Genomic DNA, 19,467 nt, shown 5'->3' on the forward strand with positions numbered 1-19,467 from the left:
AGTAAAAAATCTATGGAAAAACTAAAGCAAGCCAATCTGTATCGAAGCGAACTCATTCCGGTAAGTGGAAAGCTTGTTGAGCGTTATAATAAGTGTCTTAGAACTTTAGGCTTTTCCCAAACTAAATTACCATCCTTTTCTATTGATGGTGTTGGTTGGAGTCCTGAAATAGCTGAAGAAAGGGGAGACGTACATTATTTAAATCATGGCGATGCAAATCCGCATGGTATAATAATTTCGCCACTACAAAAGGGCAAACCGGTTTATTTACCATTTCATTCTTTTGATAGAGAAATGATGCAGCATGTGTTTAGAACTCATGGACGAAAAATTAATGATATTACGAGAGATTCTGCCATATGTATTGATTTTGACCAAGACATTGATGTGTTCTATGAACCCTTGGATATATTAAAATACGATGATGTTAGTATTACCTTTCGGCTTATAGATAGCTTGGAAGAAAAGCAAAAAAGACAGCATGAGCTCGTAGAGAAATTTAAACATGGGAATAACTTTATTGATGAAGACATCCATAAAGAATTGCTAGACTCGGCTAAAACCTATGGCGATCTGCGCAATCGGGACTTATCCTTGCATCCTTTGCACTTTTCAACAGGTTCATTTTTTACAAGAGCTTTTGATGGTGTATACCTTTTAAGGGATTTTATTAAACCTATTTTGGTTTTTGAAAGTATAGAAGTATATAAGGAAGCCATAAAAGATACCGTACATGATGTTCTCATTTATCATATTGGTCAACCAGAATTAATTGACAAATTAAAGAACCATTTGATTATAGAATGTGATTTAGAACAGATGGTGAAAACACCAAATTACGACAGAATTAAAAAACACGAGCTATATTCTGTCTTAGAACAAACTGAGCACCCAATCAAAGACATCTTAAATGATAAAGTGTTGCTCAAAAGCTATCTCAATAAAATTGATATAAAAAAGCGGAAACAAGTAATGGGTGTTGAGTTATACCTTGAACGGCTTGCAAGGAGTAATGCCTATAAGATAGAGGATATGGTAAATCAGTCGCTTTATTTTGCTTTGCACCAACCACATTCATCCTTAATGCCTAATCAGCGAGATTTAATCCACAAACTCTTAATTAACATAGCCCCTAAGGATGTTTTATTTCTCTATTGGTACGATAAAGAACAGTTTTATAAAAGCTATGCCACATGGGATGACTCCTTTAAGGATTGGGTGATAGAGTGTATTAGTAACAATATTTAACTTAATTAGACTAACTTTATAAGAAACTAAATCAACAATCATGGGAATAGAATTAGTCATTTTCATTACCGCCATTTTGTTTGGTATATTTTTGTATTGGCGAGAGTCTAACGGAAATGGTGCATATCGTTTTTTAAATAAGATAGTTAATAGCAAGGAGCTCCAAATGGATGCAGACAATCCAAAAGGATTTGTTTACAAGCAGGCTTTTATACCAAGATTGGTCTTTGTAGTAACCTTGGTGTTAGTGGCAGCTTTAATTTTAGAATTTCTAACGCCAATTTCGGTATTCGCTAGTTATAATGGAATATCTGCCTTTGCATCTTTCGCGGTAGGAACCTTATTAGGGACTTACTTAGCAAGTTTTGTTATTAAAACCTCTCAAGTTGTTGAAGATAAAAGCGGAAGTATTGGAGATTTAGTTGAAGAAGCTGTAGATAGAGGTAAAGATTTAATAGAGGATTTGAAAACATCAGACGCTAAGGTTGTCGAAAAAGCTAAAGAAGAGATTGATAATGAGCCTAAAGCAGAAGCAGAACAGAAAAGTGCACGAGACCGTCTAAAAGATAAAGGCTTGATGTAATGATTTCAACAAAAGTATTATGATTAAAAGGTATTGGAACAAAGGAAAAAGACAAAAACGGATAACGCTTATTGTAGCTGTCTTTCTGTTATTGGCTTTATTCTTTTTTAGAGATGATTATCAACCGGCTTTACTGTTTTTCAGAAAGTTCATTTTCATTATAATAATCAGTCTACTAGTTCTAGTTTTTGGCTTAAGACGTTTTAGAAGAACGGCAAGCACAGGAGGCAGGTTAGGTATTTTGGGAGTTTTAATTGGTTTTTTTGGGTTACTTTACCTATTAGGCTGGCATCTTCAGCTTTACGATTATATGAAGACCTACAACGTATTCAATGATTTAAATAAAATTGAAATCAACGAATTACCATTAACACAGAATGAACGTATTCAACCTTTAAGAAATATTTTTTCAATGGCTAATGAAAGTGTAGGTGAAACTAAAGACGTGTCTTTACCGCATTTGGTTAGAGTAGACAAGGAGAATAAATGGACCATGGCTATTCAACCTAGTGAGAAATACATTATGCAGCGCATTAGTGATAATACTGAAGAGGTGTTTTCCGTGAGCAGTACTACGCCATTTCCGAGATTTTCCAACGAAAATCGTATTCCAGTGGTATTTTCAATAGGCGAGTCTTTAAAGTTTAGTAGAAATACTTATAACGCTGTTGTACAAAGGTTCAACCCTTGGATGTTATTCAATTATGAACCAAGTGACACCTTTTACATGAAAAATGATGACAATGAGTGGGTTCAGGTGGTAAGCCTCATTAAATGGAAAGGATTCTTTTTCCCTTATCCTACCTTTGGAGGTGTAATGGTAATAGAAAATGGAGAGCACGACTTCAACGATTACCTCGAACGCATATTAATTGGTAAGGGTACTTTTGTAAGTCCAGATGATATTAAAGACTATCCGTTTTTAAATAAACAGAACACCCTATCAGAAAAAGTCTCACAGCTGCAAGCAGAATCTCTTAAGTTCTTAGGAGGTTTTAGTGATCCATTACCATGGAATATGGAGACAGCTGTTAAAATTCCTGTAATGCCAAAAGATCAAAATCAACAACCTTATGTTACAGATTTTAATTTTGCAGGATCTAATACCAATGCTTATAGCGGACTTTATCATTGGTTTGGATTAGAGCCTGTAGGTAAGGAACGCACTAGTTTAAGTTATAGTGTGTTTGTCCCTGCAGACGGTAGTGATGTTCTCTATTATTACGATCATGCCTCAAAAAAACAAGGTTATGCAGGTGTTTCCGCTATGCCCTTAAAAGTAAAAGAATCACGTAAAGAATACGATTGGGAGGCCAATTCACCTGTGGAATTTAGACCATATGTAAAGAATATAGCAGGTCGTAAGCGTATGTTCTTTCTTGGAACGGTGTCTACAATCAGTAGAACAGATGCTCAACAATTTGATGGTTCGGCCACACCAGATTTGGTTCTTATAGACAGTGAATATCGCGATGTCATTTGGATAGATGTAAAACATCCTAGCCAATGGGATAAATCTGTTTATGATCAACTTAACGAGGCTTGGCGAGCCAGTGAGGGGATTGGATACTATTTTCAGGAGTCTCTAGAAGATAAAGATATTCCTAAGAAAGAAAATGATTCATTAAAAGAAATTCCAAAAGAAGTAGATGATAAATCAAAAATGATTGATGAACTTCAAAGAAAATTAGATTCGCTAAAAGCTTAGGAAGAGAGTTCTACCCAGAACTAGGACGATTAAAACTGAACGTTCTAAATTAATTATTAGCCTTTAAAAAATCAGTAATAAGATAACTAATTAATTTGCCTACATAAACCTCGGACTTTTTCTTTGGCACTGCCTCACTGATATGTAAATAGGTTACGTTTTTTTGGCTTGCAAAATAATTAACAAATTGTCGGGCCTGAAGTATAGTAAAGCCAGAAGGAGTGAGAGCAGAGCTAGGAACATTTTCAATTGCATCGCAATCCACTTCAATGCCAAAAGCTTTATTGGACATATGGTTATTGGCGTCTTCTAGTGCCGATTCAAAATCAGACTTTTTATTTATAAATATGTCATCGTAAGTGATGTATTGAATATCCTTAAGCTTATTAATGGTCTTAAATAGTTTTTCCGACGTGTAATTTTCATGCAGTCCAAAGATGAAATAGTTTTTTAAAAAACCTTCTGCATAGGCGTAACTGAAACCATTACCGCTATGCCGTCCTTCTTCTTGCCTAAAATCTGAATGTGCATCAAAATTGACAACATTGATTTTTTTGTTCAGTGCCAAGGAAGCTCCTTTAATATTACCATAACTGTTGTTGTGGCCTCCTCCAATAACAATTGGTATTTTTTTGGCTTTAATAATACAACTGATTAAATAACTAACATCCTTGTCAATTTCATCAACAAACGTTCTGGCTTTTTGGATTTGTTTTTTAGAGGATTTACTCGTTTCTAGAAGCTTTTGAAAATTAGATGTATAGTCTAGATGGCCCAGCAACAAGACTTTATTTGGTTTTGTAAATTGATTTGATTGAATGTTTAACAAAAATTTTACTGCAACATCCCAAGCCTTGGAAGTTCCTGGTATTCCGTGGTTTGCGAATACTCCCACATCATCCTTAATGCCAAAAATCACATACTTAACATCTAAATTCACTAATGATTCGTATATGTTACTGAGATTAGGTAATAACTGAATGTGTTCTCCAAATTTTGATTCTCCCTTACGAGCTTTTATAATGCTATCGCGATCATTAGAAGTGAATAAATTGAGATTTTCCATTTGGTGTATAGATTTAAAGTAAAATTAGTTTTATTTCCTAACCACTAAACAAGAAATTAAAAAAATAATTTAAAACGAAAATTATGGAAGGTTCACAAAACTCAAATATTGGATTAAAGGTTGGACTCGGAATTTTATTGGTCTTATTTTTAGGAACAGCTTTTTATGCATCAAAGCTTTACAGCGATAAGCAAGAGACAGAACGCACGCTTGTTACTGAAAAGCAGCAAGTAATGAATGATCTTAATAATATGGCTAAACAGTATGACGCTGCCATTGCAGAAAATGAAATCGCCAATGACGATTTGATAGAGGCTAGAGAACGCATACAAGGGTTAATGGACTCTTTAAAGATATCGCAGAACAGTGTTAATAGCTTGTGGAGATATAAAAAGAAGTTTTTAGCGCTACAAGAGGAGATGGATGAGTTATTAGTTGAAAACGATAGGTTAAAAGTAGAGAATGAACTATTGGCAACATCGCTAGATAGTACTCAAGTACAATTAGAAGAACGCACTATGTTTACAGATTCGTTATTGGTGCAAAATACAGAATTAGCTAATGTTGTTGAAGATGCAGCTGCCTTGCAAGCTGTTGGATTGAAAGGAATGGGGGTAATTGAGAGAAGTAGCGGAAAGCAAATTCCAACTGAGCGCGCTAGACGAAGTGATAAGATTAAACTCTGTTTTACGGTGGCTAAAAACACTTTGACTGAGGCAGGAGATAAAGAGCTTTATGTGCAAGTAATTGACCCAAAAAATAACGTATTAGGTTCTAATGATCAGATTCAATTTGATGATCAAGTATTAAACTACAGTTTAATAAGTCGTTTTAATTACGAGAATAAAAATCTTAATATCTGCGAGTATATTTCTGTAGGTGAGGAGAAATTTGAAAAAGGTCGTTATACCGTAAATGTGTTTAACGAAAAAGAATTGATTTCAGCATCAGAATTTGAATTGAAATAAAAGCAATGATGTTTTAATATTTGAATCCGAGGGTTAATTCGCTCGGATTTTTTATTCCCATAATTGACCATTGATTATTACTTGGTCTATAGGGCTGTGTCCAAAATAGTAAGGAATATCTTTATAATCATTTAAAGGTTTTGTAATAATGATATTAGCCTTTTTCCCTCGTGTTATACTGCCATACATACTGCTAATTCCCATTGCATAAGCTCCATTAATAGTTGCTGCATTTATGGCTTCCTCTGGAGTTAATTTTAATTTTATACAAGCGGTACTCACAACAAATGACATATTACCACTTGGAGCAGAGCCAGGATTAAAATCAGAGGCTATTGCTAATGGTAAGCCTTCATCGATGATTTTTCTTGCAGGTGTATAAGGAATTCCTAAAAAGAATGAACACCCAGGAAGTGCTACAGGCATTGTATTACTTGATTTAAGAGCCTTTATATCATTGTCATCTAATTCCTCGAGATGGTCAACAGATAAAGCGTTATACTTCACGCCAAGAGCAACACCACCTAAAATATTAAATTGATTGACGTGAATTTTAGGAATTAGCCCATAAACTTTTGCTGCCTTAAGAATAGATTCGGTTTCATCTAAATTAAAATATCCCATTTCACAAAAAACGTCAATGTACTTTACGATGTGAAGTTTTGATGCCTTAGGAATAAGCTCGTTAGTAATAAGCTTTAAATAAGCCTTTTTGTTAGATTTAAATTCATCTGGTACAGCATGAGCTGCTAAAAGCGTTGGTGTAATTTTAGCAAGACTCTCACGTTTAATGCGGTTGATGACCTTAAGCATTTTCAGTTCAGACGCTACAGTTAGCCCATATCCGGTTTTTATTTCAATAGCCCCTGTGCCCATAGAAATAACTTCATTTAAGCGTTTTATGGACTGTGTAAATAAATCGTCTTCAGATGCATCCTGTAAAGATTTAGCAGAGTTTAAAATGCCGCCTCCTTTATTGGCAATTTCCTCATAACTCAATCCATTTATTTTGTCAACAAACTCACCGACACGATTTCCAGAGTAAACCAAGTGAGTGTGAGAATCGCACCAAGACGGTAAAACAATTTTTCCTGTGGCATCAATGGTAGTTTCGGCATCAAATTCTTCGCATTCTTCCATTGGTCCAAATTCAATTATCGTATCATTTTCAATGTACAAATAGGCATTTTCAATTATAGGCAGGTCTTTCATTGCCTCACCTTTTACTATGGTTACATTAGTCTCGTGTACCTGAAGCAATTGTTTAATATTTTTTATGAGTAAGGACATCTAGTACGTTTTATGTAAAGATTATATTTTTTTTGAATATAAAAAAACGCCATCTCCTTAGAAAATGGCGTCTTAAATATAAAACTGGTTTATTTTATTTAAGGCTTCCGACCATGTCTTCTGGTTTTACCCAAGCATCGTATTCCTCTGCAGAGACATAGCCTAGATTAATGGCTTCTTCTTTTAATGTGGTTCCGTTTTTATGAGCCGTGTTAGCTATCTCAGCCGCTTTGTAATATCCGATTTTTGTATTTAAAGCGGTAACTAGCATTAAAGAATTATTAAGTAATTGCTTGATGACTTCATGATTTGGTTCTATTCCTGAGGCGCAATTCAAATCGAAACTTACACAAGCATCACCAATCAATTGGGCTGATTGTAGAATATTTGCAGCCATAACTGGTTTAAACACATTAAGTTCATAATGGCCTTGAGTACCTCCTAAAGAGATAGCTACATCATTTCCTATGACCTGAGCACAAACCATTGTTAAGGCCTCACATTGTGTAGGATTAACTTTTCCGGGCATTATGGAACTTCCGGGTTCATTGGCAGGAATAATTATTTCTCCTATACCAGATCGAGGTCCAGAGGCCATCATTCTAATATCGTTTGCAATTTTATTTAAAGAAACAGCAAGTTGTTTAATAGCGCCGTGGGCTTCTACAATGGCATCATGAGCAGCTAAAGCTTCAAATTTATTATCTGCAGTGACAAAAGGTAAGTCCGTAAATTCAGCGATATATTTTGCTACTAAAACATCGTAACCCTCGGGTGTATTAAGACCCGTTCCTACAGCGGTTCCTCCAAGAGCAAGTTCACTGAGGTGTGCCAGAGTGGATTCTAGAGCTTTAAGCCCGTGATCTAATTGGGAAACATATCCAGAAAACTCTTGACCTAAGGTTAAAGGTGTTGCATCCATAAGGTGTGTGCGCCCTATTTTTACAACGTCTTTAAATTCTATTGCCTTTTTATGAAGCGTATTGCGCAATTGAATAACACCAGGCATCGTAGTTTCTACAACTTTTTTATATGCTGCAATATGCATGCCCGTAGGAAAAGTGTCGTTTGAGGACTGTGATTTGTTAACATCGTCATTTGGCTGTATCGTTTTTTCTCCCTCACCGATAACCTTGCCTGCGAGTTGATGCGCTCTATTAGCAATGACCTCATTAACATTCATGTTACTTTGAGTTCCAGATCCTGTCTGCCAAATTACCAGCGGAAACTGATCATCGTGCTTGCCATCTAAAATTTCATCGCATACTTCTGCAATTTTATCGCGCTTATCCTTATCTAACACACCCAGATCACAATTTGCATAGGCCGCAGCTTTTTTGAGATAAGCAAAGCCATATACAATTTCTAAGGGCATTGAAGATGGTGGTCCAATCTTAAAATTATTGCGAGATCTTTCGGTTTGAGCTCCCCATAATTTATCAGAGGGGACTTTGACCTCTCCCATAGTATCTTTCTCTATTCTATACGACATAATATTTGATTTATATTGATGTACAAATTTAATGAAATCCAACAGCCTAATATCCTTTAACTGCCTGAAATTTGAAGTGCACCAAAGAAATATTAAAAGCCTAAATGATCTTCAAACCATCCAAAAAACTTACGCATAGGTTTGTTATCGTTAAATCTATAACCTAAATGCAGACTAAAGAAACCGAAATCTCTATTAAATTGATTGGATTCATTGTTGTTGTTATTGTAGTTTCTCCAATTACCAGATAAGCCAAAAAACCAGCGATACGAATTATATCCTATTGCAGCTTCACTTTCGTATGTAAAAAATATAGAATCGAAATTTTCCTCAGTATTATTGACAAAAAAATATTTAGAGAAATTAGAACCAGCTCCAGAGTGAAGCCCTAAAGTAGCATACCACTTTTTATTGATTACAAACGTATGGATATAGCCAACTTGGGCGACAATATCAAAACTCCTTATTTCATCTAAGTTATTTACTTCTGGAACTTCAAACACGAGATTTGGCTTAGTAAAGGCAAAAGAATAAATCATCCTTGGAATAAAGCTTCCAGCACTTTTAAGTTGCCTTTCGGTTTGAGCATAATAAGAACGAAAAGAGAAATTTGGATTAGCTATAAAAAAGGTACTCCCTTGAATTAAATTAAAAACTGTATTTGAAAAATCAATATTACTAGTAGACTCTGTTACTCTATTGTTTCTAAACCCCTTTATATAGGTGTATTTTAGTTCTTGGCGCCATTGGTCTGAATAGAAAAAATTTAAACTCGTACTAATATTAGTTGCACTTTTTGCCAATTCTTTTTCTACAGATGAAAATAGAAAATTAGGAGTCCAAGATACTTCTAGAGCCACCCATTTATAATCGAAGGAAGCACCAATTAAATATTCACCTAGTGGTTCTAATTCAAACAGATTTTCACCATCTAAGGATTGGGCTTGAAACCTATTGGTGTTTGTTGTAGAAAACACTTTTATAATAATATTTTCAAAGTAATTTACTCGGTATGTAGAATCGTATTCTTTTAACGTGGCATGCTCGGCTTGTTTTTCTAAATCATAAGGTCTAATCTCTTGAGAACTCATAATTAATGGAATTAACAAAAGTAATATTGTCGCTAAAAATTTGTAGCAGAGATATAGTGGAAACGGTTTAATACTAATTAGAAATCTTACCATCTATCATAGTCATTTTGCGGTCGGCCATGTTCGCAAGCTCCTGATTATGTGTTACTATAACAAAAGTTTGATTAAACTCTTTTCTTAATTTAAAGAATAATTGGTGAAGTTGTTCTGCAGATTCACTATCAAGATTTCCAGACGGTTCATCAGCGAAAATAATTTTAGGATTATTAATTAAGGCTCTTGCTACTGCCACGCGCTGTTGTTCGCCACCTGACAGGCTATTTGGTTTGTGATTATATCGTTTTGACAAACCTAAATAATCTAATAACTCTTTAGCGCGTTTTTCTGCAGTAGGCAAAGGTGTTTTATTTATAAAAGCTGGGATGCAGACGTTTTCTAAAGACGTGAATTCTGGTAGTAATTGATGAAATTGAAAAATAAAACCAATTTTTTCATTCCTAAACTTTGCCAATGCCTTATCCTTCATTGTTTTTACCGATACACCATCTATTATTAATTGGGTATTTTCTTGATAAGAAGGTTTATCAAGTGTTCCTAAAATTTGTAAAAGAGTTGTTTTACCAGCACCAGAGGGACCTACTATAGAAATGATTTCACCTTCAGAAATTGAAATATCTACCCCTTTTAAAACCTTTAATTCGGCATAGGACTTATAAATACTTTTGGCTTCAATAATTGGTTTCATCAGATTGTGAAAATAGTATTAAAACTATTAATCCGCAATTAGGAAGACTTTTTATTTCCCTTAAAAATAGATTTCAACCCCTGGAAATCGATGAAGTATTGTAATCGCACAGATACGGTATGTTGTACAGGTTGATCAAAAAGTAGATTTAGACTATCTCTAAAATTATCATCTACGTTTTCATCATTACTGAATAACTGATTTCTGTAAAGTACAGTTAAAAAACTACCTTGCACAAATTGCCACGAATAACTGAGGTCAATATTCCAGGTACTAAAGTTAATGTTAGGGTTATTACTTACATTATCTAGGTTATATCCTGAAGCCGTAGTGAGTCTACCATTATCTAATAGGGTAAATAAGTCGTAATCATAAATAACAGTATCCCAATAGTGTCTAAAGACTAGACCAAGGGAATGAAAAGGATCAAAATTGTAGTTGCCTCGCAGCGAATTGGTAACACGCTGGCGGTTTCTTTCACCAAAAATAGGTTCGTCGTTTTGCCTAGTAGCATAGCCACGATCTCCATTTCTGTAGTCAAAATTTAAGCGATACACCAATAGAAGTTTATCACTAGCTCTAACTCGAGGCTCGAAAGTGAAGTCATAGGTAAATAAATCTCTTCCGTCTTCAAAAAGAGTACCCATATTGGCCCTTATATCTATGGCAAATACTCTATTGTAATTTGTAGAAATATTTCCACCGAGACTTACAAAATTCTCAAAGATGAAAGGTCTACCGTCTCTAGATTCAAAAAAATCGTACTGCTTTCCCGGTTCAACATTTAAACGGAAACCATACGAGTCCAATCCTTCACGAGTAGTAGCTCTGTAACGACCACCAAAATTGAATCTTGAGAATGTATTTGGATCAACCAAGCGCCTGTAATTTATAAAACCGCTAATCCTATAACTGTTTAATCGGCCTTGAGGTTCAAAAATCTGATAGGACACATCAGCACCAAAATCATTACGGTTATTCCTGAGATTCAGACCCATATCATTAATATCAAATTTTGTATCTGCAAATCTGTGATCAAAACTGTAACGCAAATTACCAGCGACTTTCCCAAATCTAAAGAAACTGCTAAAGCCAGTTTCCCAATCTTCATTCTGGTCATTAACATTACTCATTCTGATTTCTGTATCAATACGATACGTGTTGCTTTTGTTTACTAGATTAGCTACTAATGCTGTGGCATTTGCATCCCTGAACTCACCAGAGCGTGTTACATTGGTATTTATAAGACTTACAGCCGAGTTCCCTCCAAATTGCTGGTCCACAACAAGGATGTTGTAATTTGTAAAGGGCTCAACAACTTCTTCACGTTGTTCTCCCGTTATAGTATCGGTTACACTTGCAAAAGTTTTCTCGGTAATAGCATTTAAAAAACCAATTCCTAATCCTCTTTTTGTTCTACCAGATAATTTTACAGCATTGAGCACATTAACTTCGTCTGGTTCGTTTAAAACTTCGTTGTCGTTTAGATCAACATCTCCTGTTGGACCATTTCCAATTCTTCTAGAGAAGAATAAACTTCCTTTTGAAAATAAATCAACCCCTTCAGTAAAGAATTGTCTTTGTTCTGAAAAAGTTTGCTCAAAAGGTCCAAGGTTAAGAACAATATTGTCAAAACCAGCTTGACTAAAGTCAGGCACTAAAGTAGCGTCTAGTGTAAAATTATCCGTTATCCCATACTTCACATCCATACCAAAGCGTAACTCAGATGTAGTTTCGCCATCAAAATCGTCAAGTATTGCAGTTGAGAAAGGGTATAAATTAAGACGGACAGGAGGCTGAATATTGTCTAGTCCAAGTAGCTCACCATGGTAGAGACCAAAATTACCTTTAGTTGGATCTACCGGGTTCCAGGTGTAATTTGAACGTTCCCTTCTAAAGTTACGCATTAGTTGTAAACCCCAAACTGGGTTTTCTTGTTCTGGAAAGCGCAACGTGCGGTAAGGAATTTCTATTTCAACAGTCCAGCCGTCATCTACGATTTCTACAGCGCTGCGCCAAACAGCATTCCAGCTTCTATCTGTACCAATGCTTGGATTTGCTATGGCATCTGCCTGTTGGCCGGAGCTAAATACAGTGAATTGGGTATCGTTCTGGGAGTCATTATTAGGATTTAAGATAACCATCAAAAAATCGGCCTGGCCAAAATTATCTCTTCCTGTTAACTGACTCATCATTTTTTCAGGATCGTCATAGAGATAGGCACCTACATAAATAGCTCTATCGTCGTAGGATATTTTTACTTCAGTACGCTCGTTTTGGGGACGTGTCTTACCTATACCAGGTTCAAACTCAATAAACCCAGTAGCAATATCAGCTTTTTGCCAAACCGCATCATTAAGTTTACCATCAATTTTTGGTGCAATTTCTGCACGTTGAGTACGTAATTGTTTTTTGCCTTGGGCTGAAGAGGCAAAAACAAACGCAACGGTTAAAATACAGTACAGAATGATTTTCCTTTTTAAAAAAGTACCGCAGTATTTTAATATTTTAAAATAAAATAGAATGACTTGAGTTGTATAGTTTAAACGCCTGCAAAACTAAAGCCTCCCATTGGTTAAGGGTCTTAACTAAACGTTAAAAAGTGTTGTATTGTTAGAAGTATGGGCAAGTGTCTCAATTTTAGTTGTTTGGAATACTTATTGCTATGTTAAAAATGAATATATTATTAAAATGAATAAATACAAAAAAATTATTATAAGTCTATTATGTGATGCAGCGGGTTATGTTTCAATCTTTTTTCCGCCTTTTGACTTTGTCTGGGCACCTTTGTCAGCCTACATTATGACCAAGCTTTACAAGGGTAAACCCGGGAAGATAGCGGCTGTAATATCATTTGTTGAGGAAGCCTTACCTATGTTAGATGTTGTACCAACGTTCACCTTAATGTGGATTTATACTTATATCCTTAAAAATGACAAAGAAAAAAGGCCACTAGATTAGTGGCCCTCTTTTTATTAAATTATATTCTGGCTATTGTATTTCAATATTCCAAGTATTATTGATATCTAGCTCTCCACCGGTGTAAAGGCCAAACTCAAAAGGCTCTCCAAATTGGTCATCAACAGACGAGGCTTCATGAACCAATTGAAGTGTAAAAGTACCTGTACTTGCTGCACCAAAAGTCCAGGCTGTTTCTAGACCAAGATAATTACCATCCGTTCTTTGTGGGTCGATTGAATCGTCTCTGATCATATCTACCACATCAATTGCAGAGTTAACAGCGTAAGCAAAGAAATGTTCATCTTTTTCTTCCACAACTTCCTCAAGAATGTCTTCATTGTTAACATTGTCAAGAATAGTTATTGTAGCTGTATAATCTGCATTAGCTGTAAACGGACCGCTTGCAGTAACTGTAGGGTCTACAATACCATCGGCACTCACAGCACTTAAGGTAACTATATCATTAGGATCATTTTCGTTTGTAAAAACGACTTCAACGTCAGTAATCAACTCACCTGGATTAACTGCTGCTGGAGGAGCATCATCATCAGAACAAGACGAAAATAAGGCCAAAGCAAATAATGGTAAAAAAAGTAATTTAATAGTTTTCATGTTTGTAAAATTTAAAAAATTGGACTTCATATTTAATTGTTTATATTAATAATTGAATTTTAATTGTATTTGAAAATTTCTCCCAACTTCGTCAGCAAAGAATCGCAATCGATTTAAATAATTTCTATAGTTGATATTAAAAACATTTTGAATATTGAACCCGATTTCTAATGTGCTTTTTTTGAATAATTTAGTTTCTATTGAACTATTAAAATGCAACAAATGGTAGGACGATGGAGGCGTACTTACATCAACTAAAACGTCTTCACCTGTTGATGGAACAGTATATTGAAAATTATAGTTTGGGAAATTGTTTTGCATCGCAAAAAAATCTGACGTAAGCCCTAAAGAAAGATTATTCCACTTTTTATTTTGGTATTGAATAGTGTTTCTAGTATTAATCGGAGGCATATCGATTAAAGGTTCATTGTTGTCTAAATCTTCACCAATAATAAAGGCTGTTGAATTTTTAAACGACAAACGCTCGGATAGCGAATAATCCAAATTAAAATCTACGCCATATAGTAAGGCATCTGTTGCTAAAAATTCATATTCTAAAAATGCACCAGCCTGTCCAATTATTCGTATACCAAGTTCTGTTGGTGCAATAAAAATATAGTTGTCTATTCTGTTTATGTAAGGTTCTACCGATAGATTAATCCTAGAGTTTTGGTAAGTATAAGTAGCCGATAATTGGTTGGCTGTTTCTTTACCTAATCTCAAGTTTCCAACCTCTATACGAGCAACAGATTGGTGTAAACCATCAGAAAATAGTTCAGAGGGATTAGGCGCACGGTTGCTTAAGGAATAGTTCAGTGCTATCTCATGATTTCCGATAGTCCTTTTAGCTCCTATAGCAATGGATATATTATGAAAATCATAAACTGGATTGGTTAAAAGTTGTCCAGGAGCAATATTCTCATCAACTATGATATCAGCAAAATCCTGGTCATACCCACGTTCTTCCCAACGAAAATCACGATATATCTTTTGTGCATCAATGTGGTTATAGTCATAACGAATAGCACCTTCTAATAAGTAGTCATTGTCAAGTTTCCATTCTGAAAGGATAAAAGCACCCATATCTAGTCGTTCAAAATCAGGAATTAAACGAAAAACACCTGTGGCTGGATCTGCAAAATTGTCTTGATATTGTGATTGCAGACCAGCTTGAATTTTTACGCGCTCATTACTGTCAAACAAAAACCTAGACTGTAAACCATGGGTTTGTAGCAATAAATCAATGGATGGAACACCCTTAAAATCCCCTCGTCTTCTATCAAACTCTTGCCTTTGATTTCTTTGATAGTCGTATTGGAGTGTTAATTTGCCCAATTTAGAGAATCGTCGTTCATATTCTACTTTTGCTAAATGATGCCTAATTCTTTGTCTTGGATCCCTGATGTCATAGGTGAAATCTCTAATAGTGGCTGGTTGGCCGCTTTCAATTGATTCTATAAATTGATCAATACCACCAATGTGTGCGCTAGAAAGTATCCCTATTTCGTTATCTAAATAACTATAGTACACATTAAATGACTCCTCAAAACTTCTATACCCCGTTTGAAAGGAAAAGGCCTTAAAGTCTAGACCAGTATTGGATAATACGTAATCTGGAGCTTTAGAATCTCCGAAGCGACGATAACTTCCTTGTCCACCAATATACCAGCCTTTTTCGTAAGATTTAAACAATGACGAACTGATGCTGTAACCTCTGTTGTTTGAATCATAAACTGCAATTGTCCTTCCAAATAGACTATCTTTATTATACGTTTTAACCGGCTTCAAAACAATTGCTCCTCCAATAGCATCGCCAGAGTACATGAGTGCAGATGCGCCTTTTACCAAAGTAATTTCTTGTAAGGCATTTACATCTACAGAAGGTGCATGCTCCAATCCCCATTCTTGATCTTGCATGCGCACACCATTCTGCATGGTGATGACCCTACTACTATGTAAACCATGAATAATTGGTTTTACAATATTATTACCAGTATTTAATGCAGAAACTCCTGCAATTGTTTCTGTGATATTGGCTAAACTTCCGCTGCTAAAGCCCTCAATTTCCTTTGCTTTAATTACAGCTTGTTGAGCGGTTTTACTTTCTCTATTTGTCTTTGAACCAGTTACAGAAACTTCATTTAATTGTTCAATATGATGCTCTAAGGCAATTGCCTTGAAGGTATCACCACTAATATTAAATGATACGGTCTTTGTTTCACATCCTATATGTGAAATTGTTAGCGTCAGTTTGCCTTTACAAAGATTTTCAATTTTAAATTTACCATCCAAATCAGAGGTAATATATCTATTGGTTTCCTTAATGTATATAGTTGCAGAAACAATAGGTGTTCCATCATGAAAATCTGAAAGCTCGCCTAATAAGGTATAATTACAATCTTGGCCAAAACTTAGACAGGTAAAGGCCAAAGACAAGAGTCCTATATATCGGAACATGTTTAAGGGTTTAATTAGCGAAATGAATGGTTTTCATTAGGCTAGTTGAGGTGGACCCCTCAAATAAGAAACTAATTGCTGATGTGGAAGAAAATACAAATAATAAGAATCCTCTAAATTGGCTTTGTAAATATTAACCTGAGAATCCTTTTGTTCTGGTATAAAAAAATAAGAATTAGAAAGTTTGAACTTATAAAATTCGCAATCAAAATCTAATTCATGGAAATGTGTTTTAGAAACATCATTGGTTTCACAGACTTCGTGTTCATGGTGATTGAATACATGGGATAGCTTAAATGCTGCTGGAGCAAGTACAGCCATCATCAATGTAATGGCCAGCCCTTGCGATATCTTATGATGTAACTGCTTAAGCATTATTTTAAAAAGCGTTTTAAACCGAATCGTCTCAACATTTTTTTCTCAAATTCCCAGAAGAAATGAAATTGGCCAAATAACCAACCGAACGTAACTAGAAGAATCTGATAAAAAATTAAACCAATGATAATAAATAAAATCCAGTAGAGTAGTGGGTTTAAGTTTTCTTTAGTAATTCCAATAAACTTAATTATTGGTCTTCCTATGTAAAGCGATGAACTTCCGGTAATTGCAAAAACAATAAATACGCGGATCATTTCCCATCTATGAGTTAAAACCCATTTATGTTCGAGCTTTTTAAAAATAAATAATGTGACATTAAGTAGGCTAACGAAAATAATAACACTAATAATAAGTGTAAAAGCCAGATTAAGATTGCCAAAAAGAACTCTTGCTAATTTAAAAGACGAATAGCCTAGGCCCAAAATCCCTATGAAGGGGAAAAAGAGTTGCCAGTTTTTTTTAATCTCCCAATTATCCTTAAATTTTTTCATAGCAGCATATTGAGGCTGCAAAATTACACTAAATTTTAGGAATAAAGGTTGATAGTCTTTGGTTATAGGTTAGTTGAAAATAAACGAAATAATTATAGAGTAAATAATTAACCTCGTAGCCATAATCTGTTCTTATATCATAATCTATGGGCTGCAAATAAAGGTCGGGATTGTATTGGGAAGGCTGGCTATGTCTGAGGTTCCAATTCTGCACTAATATAGCATTTCTATCTTCTAAAAACTGTTGCGAATAATAACCTCTAGGACGAGCTGTACTTTGCAGCCATTGATTAAAACCTGGTTCAAAGATTATTATTTCATAGTCTGTCTCATCACTGCTAATAGCTACACTATCTGATTTAACTAAAGCGTTAGGATCATCGTGATCAATAATTTGCTTTGGTTGATACGACTTACAAGATGTGATAACAATGGAGCCAATAATTAATAATAACGTAAGATTTCTCATAGTATAAAGGTATTAAATTAATAGTATTTTAGTTTGTTTCATATTTAATTCTTCTTCAAAACAATAGCTATTCATATTGTTGTGAAACCTCTAATTAGGGAATATACCTTTGTAATGAGTAAACTAGTTTGTAATGGGATATTATAAAAAAAAGCAGCTCTTATTAAGAGCTGCTTTATAAATTTACACGGTCGTTTTTATTTTCCGAAAAGCCCACCAAGAAGTCCACCTAGACCACCTTTTTTCTTACTTCCGCCTAAGAGCATACCTGCAACATCATCAACAACACTGCCATCTCCATCCGCATCTAATATTTGCTCTAAAAAACTCTGCTCTTGTTTTGCAGAGTTACCTCCCAACATACTACCAAGAAGATTTCCAATATCATTTTGAGAACTTACATTATTTTGGCGAGCTTGCTTACCTAAGACACCCATTAAAATTGGAGCCGCAACTTCTAATATACTACCAACAGAACTTGCATCTACACCAGCTTTTTGTCCTATAACTTGCTGCACGCCTTGTTGTCTTCCTCCTAAAACATGACTTAATATCTTGGAGCCGTCAGATTTAACAGCATCGTCAACGCCACCTCCAAATAAACCTCCTAAATTGTCTAGGATACTACCATCGTGTTTGCTATTCAATGCTCCCATGAGCCCTTGTGCCCCTTCTGGTGTTGCTGCATTACGCTCCATAGCCTTCATTAAAACAGGTAATGCCATGGTTAATACACTACTTGTTTTTCCTTGGTCAGTTCCTGTAGAACCAGAAACACCACTAATAATAGATTTACCTAGGTCACTATTTAATAAGTCTAAAATTCCTTCCATTTTTATAATAATTAAGATTAATTGATTTAAAGTTTTAAGGTACAAAAAAAGTCCTCACTAAATAGTGGGACTCTTTTTTATTGTGTTGGTCACTAATTTTAAGACTATTTATCCTAAAATAGCTATAATCTGATCTGCTAGTTCAGCACCAATTCTGTCTTGTGCTTCGTTGGTGGCTGCTCCTGTATGCGGTGTAAGCGATAAAGCAGGGTTCATTAATAATTGAACCTCAGGTTGTGGCTCTTTTTCAAAAACATCGAGTGCAGCTCTAGCTACCTTTCCACTTTCTATTGCCTTTATTAAAGCTATTTCATTAATTACACCTCCTCTTGCAGCATTTGCAATGATAACGCCATCTTTCATTTGAGAAAACTCTTTATCACCTATTATGTAATCTTTTTGAGCTGGAACATGAAGGGTTAAAAAATCAGCTTGCCCTAAAACCTCCTCTTTGGAAACCGTCTTGATTTTAAATGAAGCAGACTGTCCATCAAAAAAATCTAAGGTTAAGTCTGCACTTTCAAGAAAGGGGTCATAAGCAACAACCTTCATACCTGCACCTATTCCTATTTTAGCAGTAGCCTGCCCAATACGTCCAAATCCTATAACACCAAGGGTCTTGCCCTTTAATTCTGTTCCTTTAGCGTATGCTTTTTTAAGAACTTTAAAGTTCTTGTCGCCTTCTAGAGGCATATCTCGGTTGGCGTTATGCAAGAAACGGGCTAAACCATAAAAATGGCCAAATACTAATTCTGCAACAGAATGTGAGGATGCTGCAGGAGTGTTAATTACTTTAATTCCTTTGTTTCGTGCGTACTCCACATCGATGTTATCCATTCCAACACCGCCTCGGCCAATTATCTTTAAACCAGGGCAATTGTCAATAATATCTTTACGAACCTTTGTAGCGCTGCGTACCAATAAAACCGCAATATCCTTCTCATTGATGTAGTTTTGAAGCTGTTCTTGTGCTACGGTAGTTGTAATTACTTCGTAACCTGCAGCTTCTAAAGCAGAAATACCGCTTTGTGAAACACCATCGTTTGCTAATACTTTCATTAAATGTATTTTTTAA

Annotated in this window: 18 protein-coding genes; 5 read left to right on the forward strand and 13 right to left on the reverse strand. The window is 35.2% G+C overall.

Going from position 1 to position 19,467, the window contains the following annotated elements; all coding sequences use genetic code 11:
- Positions 1 to 12: 12 nt before the first annotated feature.
- Genes J4050_RS08855 through J4050_RS08865 form a run of 3 tightly spaced genes read left to right on the forward strand, consistent with a single transcriptional unit; the run spans position 13 to position 3,539 of the window.
- Positions 13 to 1,248, forward strand: a complete 1,236-nt coding sequence (locus J4050_RS08855) for a DUF6638 family protein (protein WP_208154220.1) — start codon at positions 13 to 15, stop codon at positions 1,246 to 1,248.
- 40 nt (positions 1,249 to 1,288) lie between these two features.
- Positions 1,289 to 1,831, forward strand: coding sequence for a hypothetical protein (locus J4050_RS08860; RefSeq protein ID WP_208154221.1), 543 nt, complete (start codon positions 1,289 to 1,291; stop codon positions 1,829 to 1,831).
- Positions 1,832 to 1,850: 19 nt separating this feature from the next.
- Positions 1,851 to 3,539 (forward strand): hypothetical protein, encoded by a 1,689-nt coding sequence (locus tag J4050_RS08865; protein WP_208154222.1) that lies wholly within the window; start codon positions 1,851 to 1,853, stop codon positions 3,537 to 3,539.
- Positions 3,540 to 3,588: 49 nt separating this feature from the next.
- Here the strand turns inward: J4050_RS08865 and J4050_RS08870 are convergent, their stop codons facing one another.
- Positions 3,589 to 4,605, reverse strand: a complete 1,017-nt coding sequence (locus J4050_RS08870) for a formimidoylglutamase (protein WP_208154223.1) — start codon at positions 4,603 to 4,605, stop codon at positions 3,589 to 3,591.
- 83 nt (positions 4,606 to 4,688) lie between these two features.
- Here J4050_RS08870 and J4050_RS08875 point away from each other — a divergent pair, with 83 nt between their 5' ends.
- Positions 4,689 to 5,573: a DUF8428 domain-containing protein gene (locus tag J4050_RS08875; RefSeq protein WP_208154224.1), complete on the forward strand. Its 885-nt coding sequence runs from the start codon at positions 4,689 to 4,691 to the stop codon at positions 5,571 to 5,573.
- Positions 5,574 to 5,624: 51 nt separating this feature from the next.
- Here J4050_RS08875 and hutI read toward each other — a convergent pair whose 3' ends face one another.
- The 5 genes from hutI to J4050_RS08900 form a co-directional block, all read right to left on the reverse strand.
- Positions 5,625 to 6,863, reverse strand: coding sequence for an imidazolonepropionase (gene hutI / locus J4050_RS08880; protein WP_208154225.1), 1,239 nt, complete (start codon positions 6,861 to 6,863; stop codon positions 5,625 to 5,627).
- A 94-nt stretch (positions 6,864 to 6,957) separates the two neighbouring features.
- Positions 6,958 to 8,355, reverse strand: coding sequence for a class II fumarate hydratase (gene fumC / locus J4050_RS08885; protein WP_208154226.1), 1,398 nt, complete (start codon positions 8,353 to 8,355; stop codon positions 6,958 to 6,960).
- A 92-nt stretch (positions 8,356 to 8,447) separates the two neighbouring features.
- A complete protein-coding gene (locus J4050_RS08890; RefSeq protein WP_208154227.1) occupies positions 8,448 to 9,446 on the reverse strand; it encodes a DUF4421 family protein in 999 nt (332 codons plus the stop codon).
- 73 nt (positions 9,447 to 9,519) lie between these two features.
- Positions 9,520 to 10,182 carry an ATP-binding cassette domain-containing protein gene (locus J4050_RS08895; RefSeq protein WP_208154350.1) on the reverse strand — a complete coding sequence of 221 codons (663 nt, stop codon included), beginning with the start codon at positions 10,180 to 10,182 and terminating at the stop codon, positions 9,520 to 9,522.
- Positions 10,183 to 10,229: 47 nt separating this feature from the next.
- Positions 10,230 to 12,716, reverse strand: a complete 2,487-nt coding sequence (locus J4050_RS08900) for a DUF5916 domain-containing protein (protein WP_347879108.1) — start codon at positions 12,714 to 12,716, stop codon at positions 10,230 to 10,232.
- A 166-nt stretch (positions 12,717 to 12,882) separates the two neighbouring features.
- On the opposite strand from J4050_RS08900, the gene J4050_RS08905 reads away from it, so the two are divergent.
- Positions 12,883 to 13,152 (forward strand): hypothetical protein, encoded by a 270-nt coding sequence (locus tag J4050_RS08905; protein ID WP_208154228.1) that lies wholly within the window; start codon positions 12,883 to 12,885, stop codon positions 13,150 to 13,152.
- A gap of 30 nt (positions 13,153 to 13,182) precedes the next feature.
- On the opposite strand, the gene J4050_RS08910 is transcribed toward J4050_RS08905, so the two are convergent.
- From J4050_RS08910 to J4050_RS08940, 7 genes are all read right to left on the reverse strand, one after another.
- Entirely contained in the window at positions 13,183 to 13,764 is a 582-nt protein-coding gene (locus J4050_RS08910) for a hypothetical protein (RefSeq protein WP_208154229.1), read from the reverse strand.
- Positions 13,765 to 13,809: 45 nt separating this feature from the next.
- Positions 13,810 to 16,221 carry a TonB-dependent receptor gene (locus tag J4050_RS08915; protein ID WP_208154230.1) on the reverse strand — a complete coding sequence of 804 codons (2,412 nt, stop codon included), beginning with the start codon at positions 16,219 to 16,221 and terminating at the stop codon, positions 13,810 to 13,812.
- Between the two features lie 36 nt (positions 16,222 to 16,257).
- A complete protein-coding gene (locus J4050_RS08920) occupies positions 16,258 to 16,596 on the reverse strand; it encodes a hypothetical protein (protein ID WP_208154231.1) in 339 nt (112 codons plus the stop codon).
- A complete protein-coding gene (locus J4050_RS08925; RefSeq protein WP_208154232.1) occupies positions 16,596 to 17,090 on the reverse strand; it encodes a DUF6787 family protein in 495 nt (164 codons plus the stop codon). Before J4050_RS08925 ends, J4050_RS08920 begins: the two co-directional genes overlap by 1 nt.
- Positions 17,091 to 17,118: 28 nt before the next feature.
- On the reverse strand, positions 17,119 to 17,559 hold the full coding sequence (locus tag J4050_RS08930; protein WP_208154233.1) for a DUF6146 family protein: 441 nt from the start codon (positions 17,557 to 17,559) through the stop codon (positions 17,119 to 17,121).
- A 197-nt stretch (positions 17,560 to 17,756) separates the two neighbouring features.
- The gene (locus tag J4050_RS08935; protein WP_208154234.1) at positions 17,757 to 18,392 is read right to left on the reverse strand and encodes a DUF937 domain-containing protein; all 636 of its coding nucleotides are present in this window, start codon (positions 18,390 to 18,392) and stop codon (positions 17,757 to 17,759) included.
- Positions 18,393 to 18,500: 108 nt separating this feature from the next.
- Positions 18,501 to 19,451, reverse strand: coding sequence for a D-2-hydroxyacid dehydrogenase (locus J4050_RS08940; protein ID WP_208154235.1), 951 nt, complete (start codon positions 19,449 to 19,451; stop codon positions 18,501 to 18,503).
- Positions 19,452 to 19,467 lie beyond the last annotated feature (16 nt).

It is taken from the genome of Winogradskyella pelagia (assembly GCF_017581965.1).
GTDB classification, from domain to species: Bacteria; Bacteroidota; Bacteroidia; order Flavobacteriales; family Flavobacteriaceae; genus Winogradskyella; species Winogradskyella pelagia.

Bases quoted from the DNA above. Each gene is read 5' to 3' on its own strand.
- J4050_RS08935 (WP_208154234.1), bottom strand. From the start codon at position 18,392: ATGGAAGGAATTTTAGACTTATTAAATAGTGACCTAGGTAAATCTATT.
- J4050_RS08875 (WP_208154224.1), top strand. From the start codon at position 4,689: ATGGAAGGTTCACAAAACTCAAATATTGGATTAAAGGTTGGACTCGGA.
- J4050_RS08890 (WP_208154227.1), bottom strand. From the start codon at position 9,446: ATGAGTTCTCAAGAGATTAGACCTTATGATTTAGAAAAACAAGCCGAG.
- J4050_RS08915 (WP_208154230.1), bottom strand. From the start codon at position 16,221: ATGTTCCGATATATAGGACTCTTGTCTTTGGCCTTTACCTGTCTAAGT.
- J4050_RS08925 (WP_208154232.1), bottom strand. From the start codon at position 17,090: ATGAAAAAATTTAAGGATAATTGGGAGATTAAAAAAAACTGGCAACTC.
- fumC (WP_208154226.1), bottom strand. From the start codon at position 8,355: ATGTCGTATAGAATAGAGAAAGATACTATGGGAGAGGTCAAAGTCCCC.
- J4050_RS08870 (WP_208154223.1), bottom strand. From the start codon at position 4,605: ATGGAAAATCTCAATTTATTCACTTCTAATGATCGCGATAGCATTATA.
- hutI (WP_208154225.1), bottom strand. From the start codon at position 6,863: ATGTCCTTACTCATAAAAAATATTAAACAATTGCTTCAGGTACACGAG.
- J4050_RS08855 (WP_208154220.1), top strand. From the start codon at position 13: ATGGAAAAACTAAAGCAAGCCAATCTGTATCGAAGCGAACTCATTCCG.
- J4050_RS08930 (WP_208154233.1), bottom strand. From the start codon at position 17,559: ATGAGAAATCTTACGTTATTATTAATTATTGGCTCCATTGTTATCACA.
- J4050_RS08940 (WP_208154235.1), bottom strand. From the start codon at position 19,451: ATGAAAGTATTAGCAAACGATGGTGTTTCACAAAGCGGTATTTCTGCT.
- J4050_RS08905 (WP_208154228.1), top strand. From the start codon at position 12,883: ATGAATAAATACAAAAAAATTATTATAAGTCTATTATGTGATGCAGCG.
- J4050_RS08920 (WP_208154231.1), bottom strand. From the start codon at position 16,596: ATGCTTAAGCAGTTACATCATAAGATATCGCAAGGGCTGGCCATTACA.
- J4050_RS08860 (WP_208154221.1), top strand. From the start codon at position 1,289: ATGGGAATAGAATTAGTCATTTTCATTACCGCCATTTTGTTTGGTATA.
- J4050_RS08865 (WP_208154222.1), top strand. From the start codon at position 1,851: ATGATTAAAAGGTATTGGAACAAAGGAAAAAGACAAAAACGGATAACG.
- J4050_RS08910 (WP_208154229.1), bottom strand. From the start codon at position 13,764: ATGAAAACTATTAAATTACTTTTTTTACCATTATTTGCTTTGGCCTTA.